This is a genomic window from Enterococcus sp. 3G1_DIV0629, assembly GCF_002141285.1.
Lineage (GTDB): Bacteria > Bacillota > Bacilli > Lactobacillales > Enterococcaceae > Enterococcus_B > Enterococcus_B lactis.
Map to the genome: position 1 here is coordinate 67204 of NZ_NGLI01000004.1, position 18173 is coordinate 85376.

Consider the following 18173-nt stretch of genomic DNA (forward strand, 5'->3'; position numbering starts at 1 on the left):
GAGGAGATGTGTCACTACATATTAGTATTAGGTATGTTTAAATATTAATACAAAATAACAAAGCAATAGATTCTGTTTTTTTAATCATTAAAAAAAATAAAAGTAATAATTTCTCTTATTAGATACATGCGATAGTTTCTACTATTTTCAGCTATTTGACTTTTATTTATGATCCACCTCTCTAAGAGTAATTCTTTATGTATGGCTAAATATCATTTATAGTATTTTATATATAAATAGTTAAGTTTATCATACTATTTTTAGTCTCTTTAATTGCTAAAAAATGCAGAAATAAATAGACACATATATAATGATAAAAATTGCTAACAAAACACCAACAATGGTTGGAATTAGATAATGAAACCTTATATTGTTGTCTACTACATATTTATAATCAACAAGAAATAAATAAATACTAACACACAGTAAGAATAATCCAATAATTAACATAAAAATTGGTATAGCATACATCAATATTCTCTCCATTTTTAATATTTTATTTATAGACATAATTCTATAGAGTTCTACGAAATCATGCTTTATTAAATATCAAACCATGAAAACGCTGGCTTTCCCGATCACTATCCTTTGAAGATGAATTATCCTAAAACAATGGTATTTTTATGATTAATATTTATATAAAATATCACTATTATGAATAATACTATCCTGAAAAGTACAAGAATAATGCACGAACTTCTCAATTAGTTTAAGAAGCCGGTGCATTATTCTAAAGCAAGGGTGATTCGTGACTAGCATTCTGTAGCTCTCATTGATAGAGTGAAGAAGAAATGAAACTTCTTAGTCACAAAAGAGGAAAAAATAAGATTATATATAACTAATACTATAAGGATAAAATAGCCACCTATTTTTTGTTTCATACTGGTATCAGCTACAATTCTTATTATATTATAAAATATGTAGCATACTTTTTTATTTTTTTTGCTTAGCTTTAAAAAAAAGAGCAATTTTTCAAATTAATTCTTTAATCATACATTAAACGAATTTTTAAAGATTACTCAAGCTAATAAAATAAATATTTTCTTATTCAATTTAACTGCGTAATTTCTGTAAATAATTGGTCTTGTTCCTTAAGGAAACAGAAAGTTAATCAACTCGTTCGTCCCATATCTTTTTGTAGTTTATAAGATGAATAACTATTTTTTAATTCCTTGAAAATCTCATAAACCAAATAAGAAAGTCGGTAAATTTTTTCTCGGCTATTGTAACCAAGCGATTAGAATCATGTCCTTTCATTTTTTATGTATCTTGTCTCGCTATCTCAGATGGTCTCTTCATTTAAAGAAACTCTTAATTTAATCGTTTTTTATAAAAGAAATGTATACAAAAAAGACTATTCAAAAGAATAGCCTTAAATCAAATAGTAAGATAGTAATTCCATGCGTATTATAACATAAACTGTTAAAAAAGCTATCACTTATTCAAATACAGGATAGATTAAATTTGTTTTTTATTATTGATTGCCTTGTGACTATTAATCATCGTACATTACCCATTCTTTACCATCAAAAAAGAAAATTCGAAAAAATATTTTGAAGATTACCATCTTTTAAACTTTGTTAGTCACAAGGCAATCCGGCAATAAAATAAAAAAGAAATTACTTTTTTAAACCAATACTATATGAGTTAAATAGTTACTACTGATCATCATTTAGGAGTTTTTTGTTTCATGACTTTACTTCATAATTGTATTGGCTATGCTTTTATTTTAAGTTAAATTTTTCCAAATATTTTTATCTTTTTTTCTTTTCCTTGAAAAAATGTCGTTTCATCAACTTGTTATAGATCTCTAACACATCACTACCTAATATTTTTTCAATAATAACATCTATATACTTTTCTTCAGTATTTCGTTTCTCTTTTTGAATATATGTTAATTTTTTGACAGCAGCGTTCAATGCCTAAGTAACAGTCATCGTTCGTTATTTTGATAATTCCTTTCATTATTAGCATTGGTTTCTTCGATATAATTAGATATACAGGATCCTTCCCTGCAGTGTTAACCATCCACAATCATGATACTCTATCTATCTTTTCCACTCTTGTGACCATCAAATAGACGTGTTTCTAGTGATACTATAAGTTCCTTCTAAGAAGCGTCTATAATTGACGTAAAACTATACTTTTGTAGAATTTTATCCATAATTTTATATAGGCTTTCTTCATCGGTTTGCTTTTGTTGCTCACTAAATAGACCTAGCTAAAGCTAATCTATGTGAACGAGCTTGCTATAAGTAATTCTGACTTAGTGAACTTCTTACCCTTCGTAATAGTATATTGACTCCTTTGGTTGTTAATAAAATCAGCGGTTATGTTTTTTAACATAAATTAGGCAGAATTCGCCCATCCTCTATAGGTGGGTGATGAATGCCGTTCGGTATGAAAGTTACCGTTGGTCACTCGAAGACCGACAACTAAGGTATACTGCCTTTTTATTTTGTTCTATGTTACAATCAGTCTATACAAGAAATGAGTTGATATAACATGGAATTAGATACAAATAATCATTCAGTATTTCTTCTTTAGTACCACCTTGTTTTAGTAACGAAATATCGTAGACAAGTAATTGATAATGAAATATCTAACTACGCTAAAGCGACTTTTGAAAGAATCTCAGAATCATATCACATCACTTTAGTTGAGTGGAATTATGATAAAGACCACGTTCATATTATGTTCAAAGCTCAACCAAAAACGGAATTGATAAAATTTATCAATGCCTATAAAAGTGCCAGCTCACGTTTGATAAAGCGTGATTATCCAAGAGTTAAACAATTTCTTTGGAAAGAAATGTTCTGGTCAAAAAGTTTTTGTCTTTTGACAACTGGTGGGGCACCAATTGATGTGATTAAGAAGTATATTCAAAATCAAGGAAACAATCATAAATAGAAAGCAGGTGAGTTTTATGGAGCGGCTAAAAGCATATAAATTTAGAATCTATCCGACTGAAGAACAAGCAATCTTCTTTGCTAAGTCTTTTGGCTGTGTCCGTAAGGTCTACAATCTAATGCTTGATGACCGAATAAAAGCTTATGAAGAAACTAGGAGAGATTCCTCTAAAAAAATGAGTTTTCCAACGCCTGCAAAATACAAGCAAGATTTTCCGTTCTTGAAAGAAGTGGATAGTCTTGCTTTAGCGAATGCACAACTCAATCTAGATAAGGCGTACAAGAACTTCTTTCGCGATAAATCCGTCGGATTTCCTCGTTTCAAAAGCAAGAAAAATCCAGTTCAAAGTTACACAACCAACAATCAAAATGGAACAATCGCTTTGATTGATCATAAATTCGTCAAAATTCCTAAGTTGAAGTCGTTAGTTAAAATTACGCTCCATAGACAACCTAAAGGAATGATCAAATCTGCTACAATATCACGTCATTCTAGCGGTAAATATTATATTTCTTTGTTATGCAAAGAAGAAGTTAGCGAACTACCTAAATCTAATTCTGCTGTTGGTATTGACCTAGGTATTACAGACTTTGCAATTCTTTCGGACGGTCAAAAATTTGATAATAATAAATTCACTTCCAAAATGGAAAAGAAACTCAAACGTGAACAACGTAAGTTGTCAAGACGTGCCTTATTAGCTAAACAAAAAGGTATCAATCTGTTTGAAGCTAGCAATTATCAAAAACAAAAACGTAAAGTAGCACGATTACATGAAAAAGTAATGAATCAACGTACTGATTTTCTGAATAAGTTGAGTACAGAAATGATCAAAAATCACGATATTATCTGTATGGAAGACTTAAACACAAAAAGTATGTTGCGTAATCATAAACTAGCAAAAAGTATTTCGGATGTATCTTGGTCTAGTTTTGTGACTAAATTACAATATAAAGCTGACTGGTACGGACGTGAGATTATTAAGGTAGATAAATGGTTTCCATCTAGTCAAATTTGTTCAGAATGTGGACATAAAGACGGTAAGAAACCGCTCGACATTCGAGAATGGACTTGTCCTATTTGTCATGCTCATCATGACCGAGATATCAACGCTAGTATCAATATCCTGACCGAAGGTCTAAGGCTACATTCTATGGGATTGGCTTAGATCAAATAAACAAGAACCGTAGGTACTACGGGGATAGCTTGGTATATAAGAGACACCGCTGTTAGTAAAAAATACGCTATCAAGTATGCTCTCTTCCCAAGAAGCTCCCACTTCAAGCGTTAAGATCCGTTAGGTTTAGCTAAGTGGGGGTAGTTCACTCACACAAGGATCTATTCTTTTTATAAAGAAAAAACAATATGGCTTCTAAAATAATAATGTTTTCCTATGTTTTTTATTTATAGTATGACCATGAATTTCATGTCAGAAATATTGAAACGAGCATAATTTTTTATACAACTATAGCTATTAGATGATCTATCGTTATTTTCACAATCATTCTAATCTACTTACAGTCTTCTGTTCTCTAAGAACAGAAGTATTTTTTTATACTATTTTTTTGTGAGAAAAAGAAAAAAACAAAAAATTATTTTAATCAATTTGTCCTAAAATAAGAACATAGCCAATAAGTGTGTTAAACATTTAATCTTCCTTGTATACTAATTAACAACGACTGCATAAGTCATATCGTATTGGCTATAACAAGATGCTTTTTTCATTTATGCCAGATTGCCTTGTGACTAGCCAAGCTTATCAGCCTTTAAAAAGTTTTTTTGTTTTCAATGATAAATACTAGATACTGTACGACGATTCGTGGTCACAAGGCAATCAATGATAAAGAACCGATTCATTTCCTATATCATGTTATCCAAAATTCTATAGATTTTTTAACTACTCATACTATAATAAGAGCGAAATCACTATTCTACTATCAGATTAGATTTTTTTATTCGTTATAAAAATTTCAAATAATCAAAAGAATTAAAACTTGATATAACATCCATGTAATTAATTTATTTGTATATCTCCTATATTTACACACACATAGCCGAATTTTAACACAAATGAAATTAATTCCATCCTTATTTTTATTTCAAACCTAACTCTACAACTGCAAAAAAGTTGCAAGAAATTTTACTCGAAAAGCAACAATCAACTTTATTTGAATAAAGTTGATTGTTGCTTTTCGTTATTCTCAGCTGTTAAACATTACTTGTTTAACTTTTTTAAATAAAAGAAAAAAAGAAAAAATCATTCGTAACAATTTTCTTTAAAATAAGAGCATAGCTAATTTGTTTGTGAAGTAATTATGTTCATATGTTAGTTATCAATGACTATATAATTCATATAGTATTGTCTTGAGCAAGATGCTTCTTTCGTTTTATTGCTGGATTGCCTTGTGACTATCAAACTTGTTAACCTTTAAAAAGTTTTTTTCTTTTTCGATTTTTCTCTTTTATTTTTTCTTTTTAATGGTAAGCAACAGGTACTATATGATGATTTATAATCACAAGGCAATCAATAATAAGAAAGAAATATTTTATAGAATCGGCTGTTTTAACTGTTCCTTCTCCTCTTCAAGTGATTAGCAACTTTTATTAATTAATAAAAAAAACTTATTGATTGGATAATAGATTTTTCCAATCAACTTTGTTATTATTCCTAAGTAATAATTATTACACTATTTTATCTTTTAAAGTCATTCTGTTGAATGGCTTTTTTCTGTCATCTTTTTCAAAAACTAAATATACAAATTTAAAATTTTGAAATATTTAGTTTTATTAGATTGGTTTACGGAGGTATGTAGTTTGCACTAAATTGTAAAAATAAATTAAGACAAAGAACTAACCTTTTACACTAGATTAGTTTTTTCGTGAAAAATTTTAAATATCACTATTCTAGTAACTTTTTATTTTGACAAACGATTTAAAAATAGAGGACGTGTAATTTTGAATTTATCTAATTATAATAAAGCAATTTATTTGAAAGAATACTATAATAATTTACTAAAAGAAATAACAAAAAATCATGAAGATAATGTAGATCTATCTCATACTATAGGAAAAGATAAAGATTGTTTGTATTGTGAAAAATATATAAAAATCAATAAAGAACTTAAAAAAATCTCAGATGAAATCTATCTATATCAAGAAAAAAATCAGATAGACTATGATGAGAACCAAAGAGATAAAAAATTAAAAGAGATTGAACAACCGAAAAAAAGTTATAGAGTATACTCGTTTTTATTTGAAGATGAAACAGAATATTTAATTTATACATCTTCTAAAAAAGAAGGATGCCAGGTTATTGGAAAACCACTATCTTCGTTAAAAAGACAGAAATTAGTCTCCAAGAAATTTTTCAGTTCAATTTGTTTAGAACAAGAAAATGGAATTGTGCATACATTACAAGATATAGTAAATGCAGGTTTAAAAAATGAAACTAAAATATTAGGAAAAACGTACGTCCAAGAAAAAAAATGCGCAAGTTCTTTCAATACAACTATTTCAACCTCATTTTATATATTGTGAATCTTAAAATATGATATAAATATCAATACAAAACAGTATTACTATACACTATCTTTCAAAAACTAGAGATTTTAAAAATTATACGTCTATACTTTTGATAAAATAAAGATAAGGTTTCCATTGAATAAAAAGTAAAACCATGTTTAGTTAAATTTAAAAAGGTTATAGCAGTTATTGATTTTTATAATAAAAAAGTATTATCTATCCAACTTAAATGACTACTTTTTATCTTAAATCGACATAATCTCTTAATTATGGAACTAATGGAAAATTTTTAAATGTATAGAGATTTGATAGACACTTGTATCTAATATTATATCTGTAACAAATTACTCAGCTTCTTTTGTAAACAAATTGATATTAGATATATCTATATAATACAAAAAAGAGCGATCTCTATTATTTTGAATTCATAAAAAATACTGTTAATCAATCAAATATTTTTATAAAAACAGATCTGTTCAAGTATAGGTCTGCTTTTTATTTTCAGAAAATTAAAGATTACTTATGTTTGTAAAATCAACAATTATGAAACCATCAGTTATGAATTACATTGTATTTCTCTATTTCATTATCCAACTCAATGAAATAATTCCACTCTTTCACTTTCCTAATAATCTTTATAAGTTAAATTCACATGGTCTTTATTTCATAAACTATACCTTTTACCTTCATATAAGTTTTATAGATAAAAAAAATATATGTGATCTTACATTTAAAATTTCTATATCCTAATTTTATAGAAAAGAGAAAATGTATATTTGCTAAAATCACAACTCAAAATAGTCTATTTTAAAGAGTCGATAAAATGCTTAATCAGTATGTTTCAGTAGGAATAGGATGTTTTCTAGGCGGATGTCTTAGATATTTTATTAGTAAAAAATTAAATACAAAATTTCCTATAGGAACTCTTGGAGCAAACGTTGTAGGTGCATTTTTAATTGGTTTCTTTTTTTATAGTTTACCAATTAAAGACACCCTACTTTATTTGTTTTTAACTACTGGATTTTGTGGCGGTTTAACCACCTTTTCCACTTTCAATTTAGAGATATTAAATCGATTAATAAATAGAGCATTTAGTTCTGCGTTTTATTATTGGTTAATTAGCTTCTTTAGTACACTTATTGCTGTAGATTTAGGAGGACTAGTTGCTAGTTTGATTAAATAATAGAAAGGTGGCATAGCTAAAGAATATGAAAATAAAAAATTATATTATTGTGGGTACCGGCTGCTTTTTAGGAGGAGAACTACGATATTTTTTAGAAAGTCTATGGAGAGAAAGAATAACTCAGTTTCCATTGGGTACATTTTCTGCTGATATTATCGGTTGTTTGATTATGGGGATGATAGCTGGATTTTTTACAAAAAAAGAAATACAATCTCCAAAAGTAAAAGCATTCTTAGCAACTGGCTTTTGCGGAGGATTAACTACCTTTTCTTCATTTTCTTTAGAAGTAATAAAATTTATGATAGAAAATAATTGGAATATGGCAATTTATTATACAGTAACTAACTCAGTTTTAGGGATAAGTACTATGTACTGTGGTATGAAACTATTAATATTAATTGTCAGTAGATAAAAAGATACATGCTCACTAGTTTTCTATCAAAGAATAATAGAAGTTTTAATTTTATATTTTTGATAAACTGCCCCCCAAATGATGTAGACTCAAAAGCTAGACAATAAATAAGAAGCTATGTTTGAACATAGCTTCTTATTTATTGTCTATATTGTGTATCCGACTAAGTCTTCTCCAAACTCATTAGATAGAATAATTTGAATTTTGTTTTAGCTAAGGATACTTCTTTTTATTCAACTTTGTTAGTTTATTTACTTGGAAATATGGTTATTTTAATGGATCATTATGGATCATTATGGTTAATTATCAGCGAAACTAACATCGCAAAAGCGATCATCAGTTGAATTACTTCAAAAGATTAATTTTTCCACCTCTCAACTATACCATATTCTAACTATGCAAACTATTGTTGGTTATATTACAACATAAAATACTAACCCATTGTAAAATATAATAAAATGAAATATCCTACAGGTAAAACATTTAATAATAAGCCAAATACTGCAAAAATTTCATTAAGACGACTATCTCCTCTTGTTATTGACCAAATAGAAATTAGAGTTCCTAATATTCCTATAATTAGCAAAGGAATAATACTATGAAATAAGTGACCAAACCAATTAGTAAAAATTCCTATACTTACGATTAATCCTAGTAACAAACTAATTATACTTATAAAATTAACTTTTTTTGTCATATATTTCCTCCATAATTATACCTAATTCTTAACGTTACTTGTAAATTTCGGACCTAATAATAGTTCGATTGCGAGCTAAATATTCTAATCATCTCTCAGATCATTACCACAAAGAGTCGTGTATTTGGAAATATAAATATCGTGAAAACAATCATGTTTCCGTATGAACTTAAAGATGATTAGTTATAGATGATAGTACATATGCGATAACACATATATTTTATAAGATAATTTTTACAGATGTCAATTTAGTTATGTAGTTTCAAGTGTAATTTGTTAAGAAAAACTTGCAGACGAGTACTCTTTACGGATATCAAATATATACAATTTCTAGCTCACTAAAACCTTCAACCTTACAATTGATACCTAGATCGATATTTTTATGATTGGAATGATCAAATACCAAAGCTTATCATAAAAATCTTTCGCCCCTCCTTTAGTATTTCCTAGTAAGCAATAAAATAAAAGAAAACATTTTATTACATCCAATACTATAAAAACAAAATAGTTACCACTAATCATCATTTAGTTTTTATTCATATTACTTCGTAACTGTCTTAGAAAACCACTAAAATAAAAAATTTTGATATATATAAACCAGAATCCTGCAAGTATATCAGAAAAGTTTTGAAACAACGACAAGATAACATCATTATCTAAATTCTAATTCTTCAGTATTCGCAAATTTTTTAGTCTGACATTAAAACATAAAAATCAGCCTGTCCGCTAGTAGTTTTTGATAATACCGAATTTAGCTCATGTTACTGAAGTTAAATACCTAAAAAAAGAAATATAGGTAAACTATCCCCTAGTCCTTACTTCTTGTTTTGATTCGTATGACAGTTTCATCCTTACACTTTTATTTAGGTTTTTGTTTATAGATTTCAGAGCATCTTTATTGAAACAAGGAAAATTTTTTGATATAAATACTATTGATAGATGATCTATCGTTTTTTCCAAATTCATTCTAAACACCTTGTAGTCTTCTGTTCTCTAAGAACAGAAGTATTTTTTTATACTATTTTTTTTGGCATACAAGAAAAAAAGGAAAAATTATTTTGATTCATTTATCGTGAACTCCCCCCACTTAGCTAAACCTAACGGTTCTTAACGCTTGAAGTGGGAGTTTCTTGGGAAGAGAGCATACTTGATAGCGTATTTTTTACTAACAGAGGTGTCTCTTATATACCAAGCTATCCCCGTAGTACCTACGGTTCTTGTTTATTTGATCTAAGCCAATCCCATAGAATGTAGCCTTAGACCTTCGGTCAGGATATTGATACTAGCGTTGATATCTCGGTCATGATGAGCATGACAAATAGGACAAGTCCATTCTCGAATGTCGAGCGGTTTCTTACCGTCTTTATGTCCACATTCTGAACAAATTTGACTAGAGGGAAACCATTTATCTACCTTAATAATCTCACGTCCGTACCAGTCAGCTTTATATTGTAATTTAGTCACAAAACTAGACCAAGATACATCCGAAATACTTTTTGCTAGTTTATGATTACGCAACATACTTTTTGTGTTTAAGTCTTCCATACAGATAATATCGTGATTTTTGATCATTTCTGTACTCAACTTATTCAGAAAATCAGTACGTTGATTCATTACTTTTTCATGTAATCGTGCTACTTTACGTTTTTGTTTTTGATAATTGCTAGATTGCCTTGTGCCTAGCAAAGATTGTTAGCCTTTTAAAAAATTTTTTTGATTTTTTTGTTTTCAATGATAAATACTAGATACTGTACAAAGATTGCTAGTCACGAGGTAATTAATTTAAAGATCATATTCATTTCCTATATCATGTATTCAAATTTCGTTAGCTTTTTTAACCACTCATGCTATAATAAGAGCGGAATTACTATTTTACTATTCGATTTGAGACTTTCATGCGAATAGTCTTTTTTTATTAGCTCTTATATATGTTCAGTTTTTTTAATCCATTATTAAATTTCAAATAAACAAAAAAGTTAAAATTGAATATACTATTCATGTAATTATTCCCTATATTTTCTATACGCATAGCTTAAATTTGACACAAATAAATTTAATTTCAACCTTATTAATATTTCAATCCTAACTATGTAACGTTAAAAGTTATAATTACCCGAAAACAACAATCAACTTTATTGAAATAAATTTGATTGTTGTTTTTTAGTAGAAATATTTTTTGTTCGACTTTTTAAAGAGAAAGAAAAAAAGAAGAAAACTATGGTTCAAAATTTATGATAAAAAGAATATAGTTAGTACAAATATGAAGTAACACCCCTTAATATAGTGACTGATGTTTATTCTTATCATATAGTATTAACTAGCCTCAATCTTATTTTATTCCACAGTCTTATGACTAAAAAGGTTTTATTTCTTCTTCACCTTAACAACTTTGTTATTACTAACTATTAGTCGTAAGACGATCATTGCTCTAGAATAATGCGCCGGCTTTTTAATATCTTTAAGAAGCTGGCGCATTATTCTCTGAAAAAAATAACTTCAAAGACTTGTTTATAATTGGTTGACTGACTCATGATAAAATAGTTAATCCGAATAAACGAACTTCACCTTAAGGATTTTTTTCTGGCTATTTTTTTCTCATTCGCTTTACATATCTCGAATCACATTCCCACCTTATACTTACTTCATTATCCATCCTTAAATCTTCATTTTATAATTCGTATTTCTTATCTGGCAAAGCGCTCTCCTTTTTCAGATGGATGTCTAAAACAAATTTACTCTTTTTTGATAAAAAATAAGATTTTGAAAACTCAAATGCCCTTCCTTTTTGATCATACGCGATTTGTTCGATTACCAAGATTGGAGAATCAATAGCTATGTTTAAAGCATTACTAATTTCTTCTGTCGCGTAATCGGCAAAAACAATTCTTCTAGCATCTACCAGTTGTAACTTGACTTCGCTACCTAAGTAATCATAAACAGATTCTTGTAAGATTTCTTCTGTCAAAGGAGCAATATAGACAGGCATCACTACATGTTCATAACTGTATATTTCTTTATTTACTAATCGGACACGCTTAAATTCGTATACTGGGTCCGTTTTATTCAACAAAAGATGTTGTTGCTCTTCTTTAGAAGGTAGTCGAGCATCAAAAAATAAAAGACGACTTTTTATAGATTGATCACGATGGGAATAGGTCACGCCCACAGGAAGATCTAGTGGTAACAATTCACCTGTGGAGTTATCAATTTTAGAACGAATGTATGTGCCTGACCCTTGTTTGCTAAAAATTAATCCTTCATTTTCTAATAGAGTGAGTGCTTTTTTTAAAGTGATTCTCGAGACATTATATTTTTCTGCAAAAAATTCTTGGGTAGGAAGTAAAGTACCGGCACGATAATGATTTGTTAAAATATCACGTTTAATATCTGAGTAAATTTCTCGATATTTGTACAATTTGTACACCCCTTTTCATCAAATTTATATATACATATTACACTAACTAAATAAATTTGTATATATTAATTTTAAAATACATATTTACAAATTATCGAGTTTATATATAATAAAATCAGAAAACGTTTTCTGAATCTAACGAGTAAGGAGCACGAATCATGAAATTTGATGTACAAAGACTGCAAGAACCATTATTAAAAGTATCTGCATGGGTAGACAAAAATACGATTTTACAAGCAATTAAAAATGCCTTTGTTCGAACCATTCCCTTTACCGTTGTCGGATCTTTTTCAAATTTAATCAAGATGCAAATTGATGCATTGATCAAAAGTCAAGGAATAGAGAATACATTTTTGATAAACATCAGTAATCTATTTGGTTATTTAGGCAATGCTACTTTAGGAATCGTTGCTATAATTGTTGTTTTTTCTTCTGCCTATTCTTATGCAATCGAATTGCAAAAAAAGGAGAAAAATGAGCGTCTCAACCCTATCATTGCTACATTATTGGCTTTATCTGCTTACTTTATTATGATACCGAATAATGTGAATTATCTCGATCCGAAAGCAGATATTGTTGAAGGATTTTCCACTTCCTTCTTTAGCTATGAAGGAATGTTTACAGCATTGATAGTTGGTATGTTAGCTGTTTTCTTATTCGCTCGTTTCTCACGTAGTAAATTTACGATAAAGATGCCTGGAAACGTTCCACAAAACGTTTTTGATTCATTCTTTTCATTGATTCCAATCAGTGAAGTATTGCTAGTCTTTGGAGTTATACGGATCATTATCCAATCTTTGGGCTATGTTTCTTTATTGCAAATGATATCAGATGTATTAATCAAGCCTCTATTGACAGTTGGAACTGGATTACCTGCTATCATTATTGTTATTTTGCTTCAACAGATTCTTTGGTTCTTAGGTTTGCACGGATTTAATATTGTTTGGGGAGTCGTATCAGCATTCTGGTTACCAGTCTTTTTAGAAGATGTGGCGAAATTTGCAGCAACTCAAAGTTTTGATGGAATCTCTATTTCACCAAATACAATGACAAATGTTTATGCAATGATTGGTGGTTCAGGTGCGACATTTGGTTTGATCATCGCTATGTTAATTTTTACAAAAAAAGGAGAAAAAGAGAGAGAAGTAGCTAAATTATCACTGATTCCCGGTTGTTTTGGAATCAACGAACCAGTGATTTTTGGTTTACCAATTGTACTGAATCCCTTGATGTTCATCCCTTGGATACTTGTACCAATTATTAATGCAGTTATTGCTTATATCGTTACTTCAATCGGATGGGTTGTTCCTCTAGTCGTATTGAATTCAGGGAATGAACCAATTTTTCTTAGTACTTGGGTTTTAGGTGCATTCCACATTAGTCCTGTCATCTTAACATTCATTTTAGTTATTTTAGATACCTTACTTTATGCACCATTTGTTATTTTGAATCAAAAACAAGAACGAATTGATCAAAAAATAATAGAATCAGCTAAATAAATTTTCACTTAGGAGTAGAAGTCATGAAAGAAATTTACACCGTTGCGCATACCCACTGGGATTTTGAATGGTATTTTACAAGACAAGAAGCAAAAGTTCAGTTTATTTTCCATATGGATGAAGTATTAGAAGCTCTAGAAACAAACCAATTAGATTTTTATACATTAGATGGTCAAATGTCTATTCTTGACGATTACTTACAACTGTTTCCAGAAAAAGAAGTTCAAATTAAAAAATTCGTAGAAGCACAACGTTTATTTGTTGGACCATGGTTTACCCAGATCGATGAAATGACAACTTCAGGAGAGTCTATTGTAAGAAATCTGAGAATTGGTATCCATGAAGCAGAAGCACTTGGTCATGCAATGAAGATTGGATATTTACCGGATTCTTTTGGCCAAAATCAAGATATGCCAAAGATCTACCAAGGATTTGAGATCAAACATGCTTTATTCTGGCGAGGAATGCCAAAAGAAGCACAAGCTCGTTACTTTTACTGGTCAAGTAATGACGGATCAAAAGTACTCACTGCAAATATAAAAAATGGATATTATTCGGGAGTCGATTTGATCGAACAAGCTGATCCGACAAATCTCATTAAGAGAATTAGTTCAGATACTACAAGTAAAGTACACATCTTACCAGTAGGCGGAGATCAACGAGCAGTAGACTTCAATTTCAAAGAAAAAATTGCTGAAGGAAATGCCAAATTAGAAGATGCTGTTTTAATTGAAAGTAACTATCCTACTTTTTTCAAGTCTTTGGAAAGTCAGGTGTCAGAAAACAGTGTATTTTCTGGAGAGTTTATTGAACCAACAGATTCAAAAATTCATAGAGGAATCTACTCTTCTCGTTATGATTTAAAGCAACTTTATGATCAATTAGAACGGATTTTGACGTATCAACTTGAACCACTCTCAGTTTTAGCACGCAATCAAGGCATAACTGTCAAACAAGGATTGATCAAAAATATATGGAAGGTAGTAGCTCGTGGTCAGGCTCACGACAGTGCTGGAGGATGTAATAGCGATAAAACAAATAAAGACATTTACATGAGAGGAATAAATGGTCTCCAAGAAGCACAATCGTGTGTTGATTATTTATTGCGAAAATTGAGTAGTTCAATTCATCCTAACAAGAAAAACGAAGTATTCATTTGGAATCCATTACCTTTTGAATGGAAAATGATAAAAATAATTGAAATATCTACAAAAGCAGCTAATTTCTCACTCGTTGATTCTGAAGGTGAAAAAATCTCTTTTGAGATTTTAGAACAAACAAAAGAAAATGCAGCTTTATTAAGAAGAAATCCTGAAGAGAGACTAGACGATTCATTTTATATTAGTAAAATTGCTTTGAAATGTAATTTGCCAGCAATGAGCTGGCTGTGTTACGAAATCATTGAAGAAACCGAAGAGTCTCCAAATCTAAAAGAAGCGGAAAAAATAGAAAATGATTGGTATATCATACAGTACAAGGATGGAAGATTAGACTTATATTCAAAAGAAAATAAACAATGGTATCACAATTTCTTGACAATTGAAGACGGAGGAGACGAAGGTGATACTTACGATTATTCTCCGGCATTTTCAGATTGGATCTTGCATTTAGGTTTTAATGAATTGGTAGAGAAAAAGACTGAACAAGGTAACCTAGTTAGCCGAATTTTTCTAAAAGGCCGTTGGAAAGTACCATACGATTTAAAAGCTCGTGCAGAAAAAATATTGAATGGATGGATGGATTATGAACTTTGTTTATCATTGAATCGCCAAAATAATAGGATAGATTTGCAGATAGAAATTGATAATCAAGCACTTGACCATCGAGTAAGAATACTCTTAGATACAAAAACAAAAGCCCTTTATTCAACAAGTGATACACCATTTGGAATCATTGACCGCCCAATTAATGATCTTCATTTGAACGATTGGCGTGAGTCTGAATATAAAGAAGAACCGACAGGCATGCGGCCATTTATTCACTTAGCAAATCTTCATGATGCTGAACAAAGCTGGACTTTTTTGACTAGAGGAACAAAAGACTTTCAAGTATTACAAAAAAAAGTACAACTACTAGCAATTACTATATTTAGAGGCGTGGGATATCTAGGACGACCAGACACCTTAAGACGTCCAGGAGATGCATCAGGATTACAAACAAAAAAAGTTCCGACACCTGAAAGTCAGTTGATGGGGAAACTTATTTTTGAAGGTAGCATTATCGTTGAGACCGAATTTGATGCACAAAAAAAACAAGAAGATTATCTGATGACGACACAAAACGGATTATATTATCAAACACAAGATATAAATCGCTTTACAACACCGATTCAGTATTTTCCAATCAATTTGATGAACCTTCAACAAAATGAAGAAGAATGGATCCGAGCAGAAAAACTCTCAGTTGTATTTAGCAGTATGCAAACAACAATTGACCAAACAGGTATCGAATTACGTCTTTATAATCCAACAAACGACGTCCAATCAGAACCAGGAAGTCTTATTTTTGGTACAAAAGCACAGGTGAAAAGATTAAATTTGGAAGGAAAAGCGAAAGAAACTATTGCTTCAGATATAAAAAAACACTCAATGTCTCCATTTAGACCAGGTGAAATTCGTACGTATGGTATTTATTTCGAACAGAAAGAGAGAAAATCCAATGTTTGATCAAGAACAATTAATGATAGCAATCAAAGAATATGTAGAAAACATTAACCTGTTTGACAAAAAAGCAACGAATCTATTTAGACATGCAATCGTAGATACAATCAGTAATACCGTTACAGTAAAAGAAAATGGTGAAATATTTGTCGCAACTGGTGATATCCCAGCAATGTGGCTTAGAGATTCTACTTTTCAAGTATTGCCTTATTTAGAACTAGTAGATGATATTCCATCTATCAAACAATTGATCCACGGTGTGATTAAGCAGCAATTAAGCTTCTTACTACACGATCCCTATGCAAATGCATTCAACATAGAAGAAAATGACCGTCATTATAGTAACGATCGTTCAAATATTCCTATTTCTTCGCTTGTATGGGAACGAAAATTTGAGATTGATTCACTTTGTGCTCCCTTCTTCTTAGCGTATCGTTTATACCAAACTGGGTATCAAAAACATATTAATAAAGATTTCTGGAAATCAGCGGAATTAGTTATTGATACATTTATTACAGAGCAACGACATGAACAGTCTGAATATCGATTCCAACGTAGTGATTGTCCCTCTTCTGATACATTGCAAAACAATGGAAAAGGAACACCAATATATTATACAGGTATGGTTTGGAGCGGATTCCGTCCAAGTGATGATGCTTGTCATTATGGGTATTTTATTCCTGGAAATTGTTTTATCTTAGTAATTCTTGATCAATTATTAGCCTTGTTAATCGATAATAAACAAGAAAAATTAAAAGAAAAAATCATTCAATTAAAATCAGAAATTTTTGAAGGAATCAACAGATATGGTTTAATAACTGATCAATCTGGTAGTCTTTACTATGCATATGAAGTTGATGGTCTTGGAAATCAACTATTTATGGACGATGCAAATGTTCCAAGTTTATTATCCTTGCCATTTTTAGGCTATTGTAAAGATAATGATCCAATCTATTTGAACACAAGAAAAAAATGTTTAAGTGAACAAAATCCTTACTATTATTCTGGTAGTTATCTAACTGGAATTGGAAGCCCGCATACGCCACCTCAATATGTATGGCCAATTTCTATAGCTATGGAGGGATTGACCACAGCGGATATCGCAATGATAAAAGAAAAAATTATTAAAATTGCTAATACAGATGATCAAACAAACCAATGCCATGAAGGAATTGATGTTAATGATCCTAAGAATTATACAAGAGAATGGTTTTCTTGGTCAAACATGACTTATTGTCAATTGGTATTCCATTATATGAAGTTGATAAATAAAAAGTAAAATTTAAGGGATATCGCTTTAGTAAAAGAAAAAATTCTTTTATATTTTTCACTTGTACAACTTTAGCCAATTTGATATAAGTTAATAAACATACAACAGAAAATTTTAAAAAGAACTTATTTCTTTACCTTAACTGTTTATTTTAATAACTATTAGTCATAAGACGATTATTGCTTTAGAACAATGCACTGGCTTTTTAATTTCTTTAAGAAGCTAGTGTATTATATTTTTGCGAGAGAACCGTTCTAAGGTAATATGTGCTCATGACTATTTTCATCAAAATTCTAAACAATTGAATCTTATTAATTAATAGAAAATCTTATTTCTTAAAAGTGGAGTCTTTTTTTGCTGTAATAAAATATTGTTTTATCATTTCTACATAATTATTTTAACAATGAGTAACACGCTGATCATTGTTCGCACCGATCTCTTCCGTGTAATCTGATAAATACACGAAAAAATATATTTTCTTCTTTTTATTAGATATGAAATTGTGTAAAAAAAGTCACCTGTTGGTGACTTTTGAGGGAAGTAACGTCAAATTTAATAAGTTGCATTTAATCGATAAAATATGATTATTAAATTTGGCATTATATTTA

Annotated in this window: 9 protein-coding genes and 2 pseudogenes; 8 read left to right on the forward strand and 3 right to left on the reverse strand. The window is 29.7% G+C overall.

The window, feature by feature from the left end; translation table 11 throughout:
* Positions 1-2505 precede the first annotated feature (2505 nt).
* The 5 genes and pseudogenes from tnpA to crcB all read left to right on the forward strand — a co-directional run bounded on the left by tnpA (position 2506) and on the right by crcB (position 8024).
* Positions 2506-2910 (forward strand): annotated as a pseudogene (gene tnpA / locus A5816_RS14480) (IS200/IS605 family transposase).
* Between the two features lie 16 nt (positions 2911-2926).
* Positions 2927-4075 carry an IS200/IS605 family element RNA-guided endonuclease TnpB gene (gene tnpB / locus A5816_RS14485; protein ID WP_086311597.1) on the forward strand — a complete coding sequence of 383 codons (1149 nt, stop codon included), beginning with the start codon at positions 2927-2929 and terminating at the stop codon, positions 4073-4075.
* A 1787-nt stretch (positions 4076-5862) separates the two neighbouring features.
* Positions 5863-6444 carry a hypothetical protein gene (locus tag A5816_RS14490; protein ID WP_086311598.1) on the forward strand — a complete coding sequence of 194 codons (582 nt, stop codon included), beginning with the start codon at positions 5863-5865 and terminating at the stop codon, positions 6442-6444.
* Positions 6445-7252: 808 nt separating this feature from the next.
* Positions 7253-7612: a CrcB family protein gene (locus tag A5816_RS14495; protein WP_086311599.1), complete on the forward strand. Its 360-nt coding sequence runs from the start codon at positions 7253-7255 to the stop codon at positions 7610-7612.
* 25 nt (positions 7613-7637) lie between these two features.
* Positions 7638-8024, forward strand: a complete 387-nt coding sequence (gene crcB, locus A5816_RS14500) for a fluoride efflux transporter CrcB (RefSeq protein ID WP_086311600.1) — start codon at positions 7638-7640, stop codon at positions 8022-8024.
* 433 nt (positions 8025-8457) lie between these two features.
* On the opposite strand, the gene A5816_RS14505 is transcribed toward crcB, so the two are convergent.
* The 3 genes and pseudogenes from A5816_RS14505 to A5816_RS14515 all read right to left on the reverse strand — a co-directional run bounded on the left by A5816_RS14505 (position 8458) and on the right by A5816_RS14515 (position 12136).
* On the reverse strand, positions 8458-8721 hold the full coding sequence (locus A5816_RS14505; protein ID WP_086311601.1) for a hypothetical protein: 264 nt from the start codon (positions 8719-8721) through the stop codon (positions 8458-8460).
* A gap of 1230 nt (positions 8722-9951) precedes the next feature.
* Positions 9952-10392, reverse strand: a pseudogene (locus A5816_RS14510) (RNA-guided endonuclease TnpB family protein); the annotation flags it as partial.
* A 997-nt stretch (positions 10393-11389) separates the two neighbouring features.
* Positions 11390-12136 (reverse strand): GntR family transcriptional regulator, encoded by a 747-nt coding sequence (locus A5816_RS14515; RefSeq protein WP_010733234.1) that lies wholly within the window; start codon positions 12134-12136, stop codon positions 11390-11392.
* 158 nt (positions 12137-12294) lie between these two features.
* Between A5816_RS14515 and A5816_RS14520 the strand changes: the two genes are divergently transcribed.
* From A5816_RS14520 to A5816_RS14530, 3 genes are read left to right on the forward strand one after another with little or no spacing between them, the layout of a single operon-like run.
* Positions 12295-13635, forward strand: a complete 1341-nt coding sequence (locus A5816_RS14520; protein WP_086311603.1) for a PTS sugar transporter subunit IIC — start codon at positions 12295-12297, stop codon at positions 13633-13635.
* Between the two features lie 23 nt (positions 13636-13658).
* On the forward strand, positions 13659-16301 hold the full coding sequence (locus tag A5816_RS14525) for a glycoside hydrolase family 38 C-terminal domain-containing protein (RefSeq protein WP_086311604.1): 2643 nt from the start codon (positions 13659-13661) through the stop codon (positions 16299-16301).
* On the forward strand, positions 16294-17574 hold the full coding sequence (locus A5816_RS14530) for a glycoside hydrolase family 125 protein (protein ID WP_086311605.1): 1281 nt from the start codon (positions 16294-16296) through the stop codon (positions 17572-17574). The genes A5816_RS14525 and A5816_RS14530 overlap by 8 nt, the downstream gene beginning before the upstream one ends.
* Positions 17575-18173: the final 599 nt, after the last annotated feature.

Coding starts and splice junctions, on each gene's coding strand:
- A5816_RS14495 (WP_086311599.1), top strand. CDS start 7,253: ATGCTTAATCAGTATGTTTCAGTAGGAATAGGATGTTTTCTAGGCGGA.
- A5816_RS14520 (WP_086311603.1), top strand. CDS start 12,295: ATGAAATTTGATGTACAAAGACTGCAAGAACCATTATTAAAAGTATCT.
- A5816_RS14530 (WP_086311605.1), top strand. CDS start 16,294: ATGTTTGATCAAGAACAATTAATGATAGCAATCAAAGAATATGTAGAA.
- A5816_RS14505 (WP_086311601.1), bottom strand. CDS start 8,721: ATGACAAAAAAAGTTAATTTTATAAGTATAATTAGTTTGTTACTAGGA.
- A5816_RS14525 (WP_086311604.1), top strand. CDS start 13,659: ATGAAAGAAATTTACACCGTTGCGCATACCCACTGGGATTTTGAATGG.
- tnpB (WP_086311597.1), top strand. CDS start 2,927: ATGGAGCGGCTAAAAGCATATAAATTTAGAATCTATCCGACTGAAGAA.
- crcB (WP_086311600.1), top strand. CDS start 7,638: ATGAAAATAAAAAATTATATTATTGTGGGTACCGGCTGCTTTTTAGGA.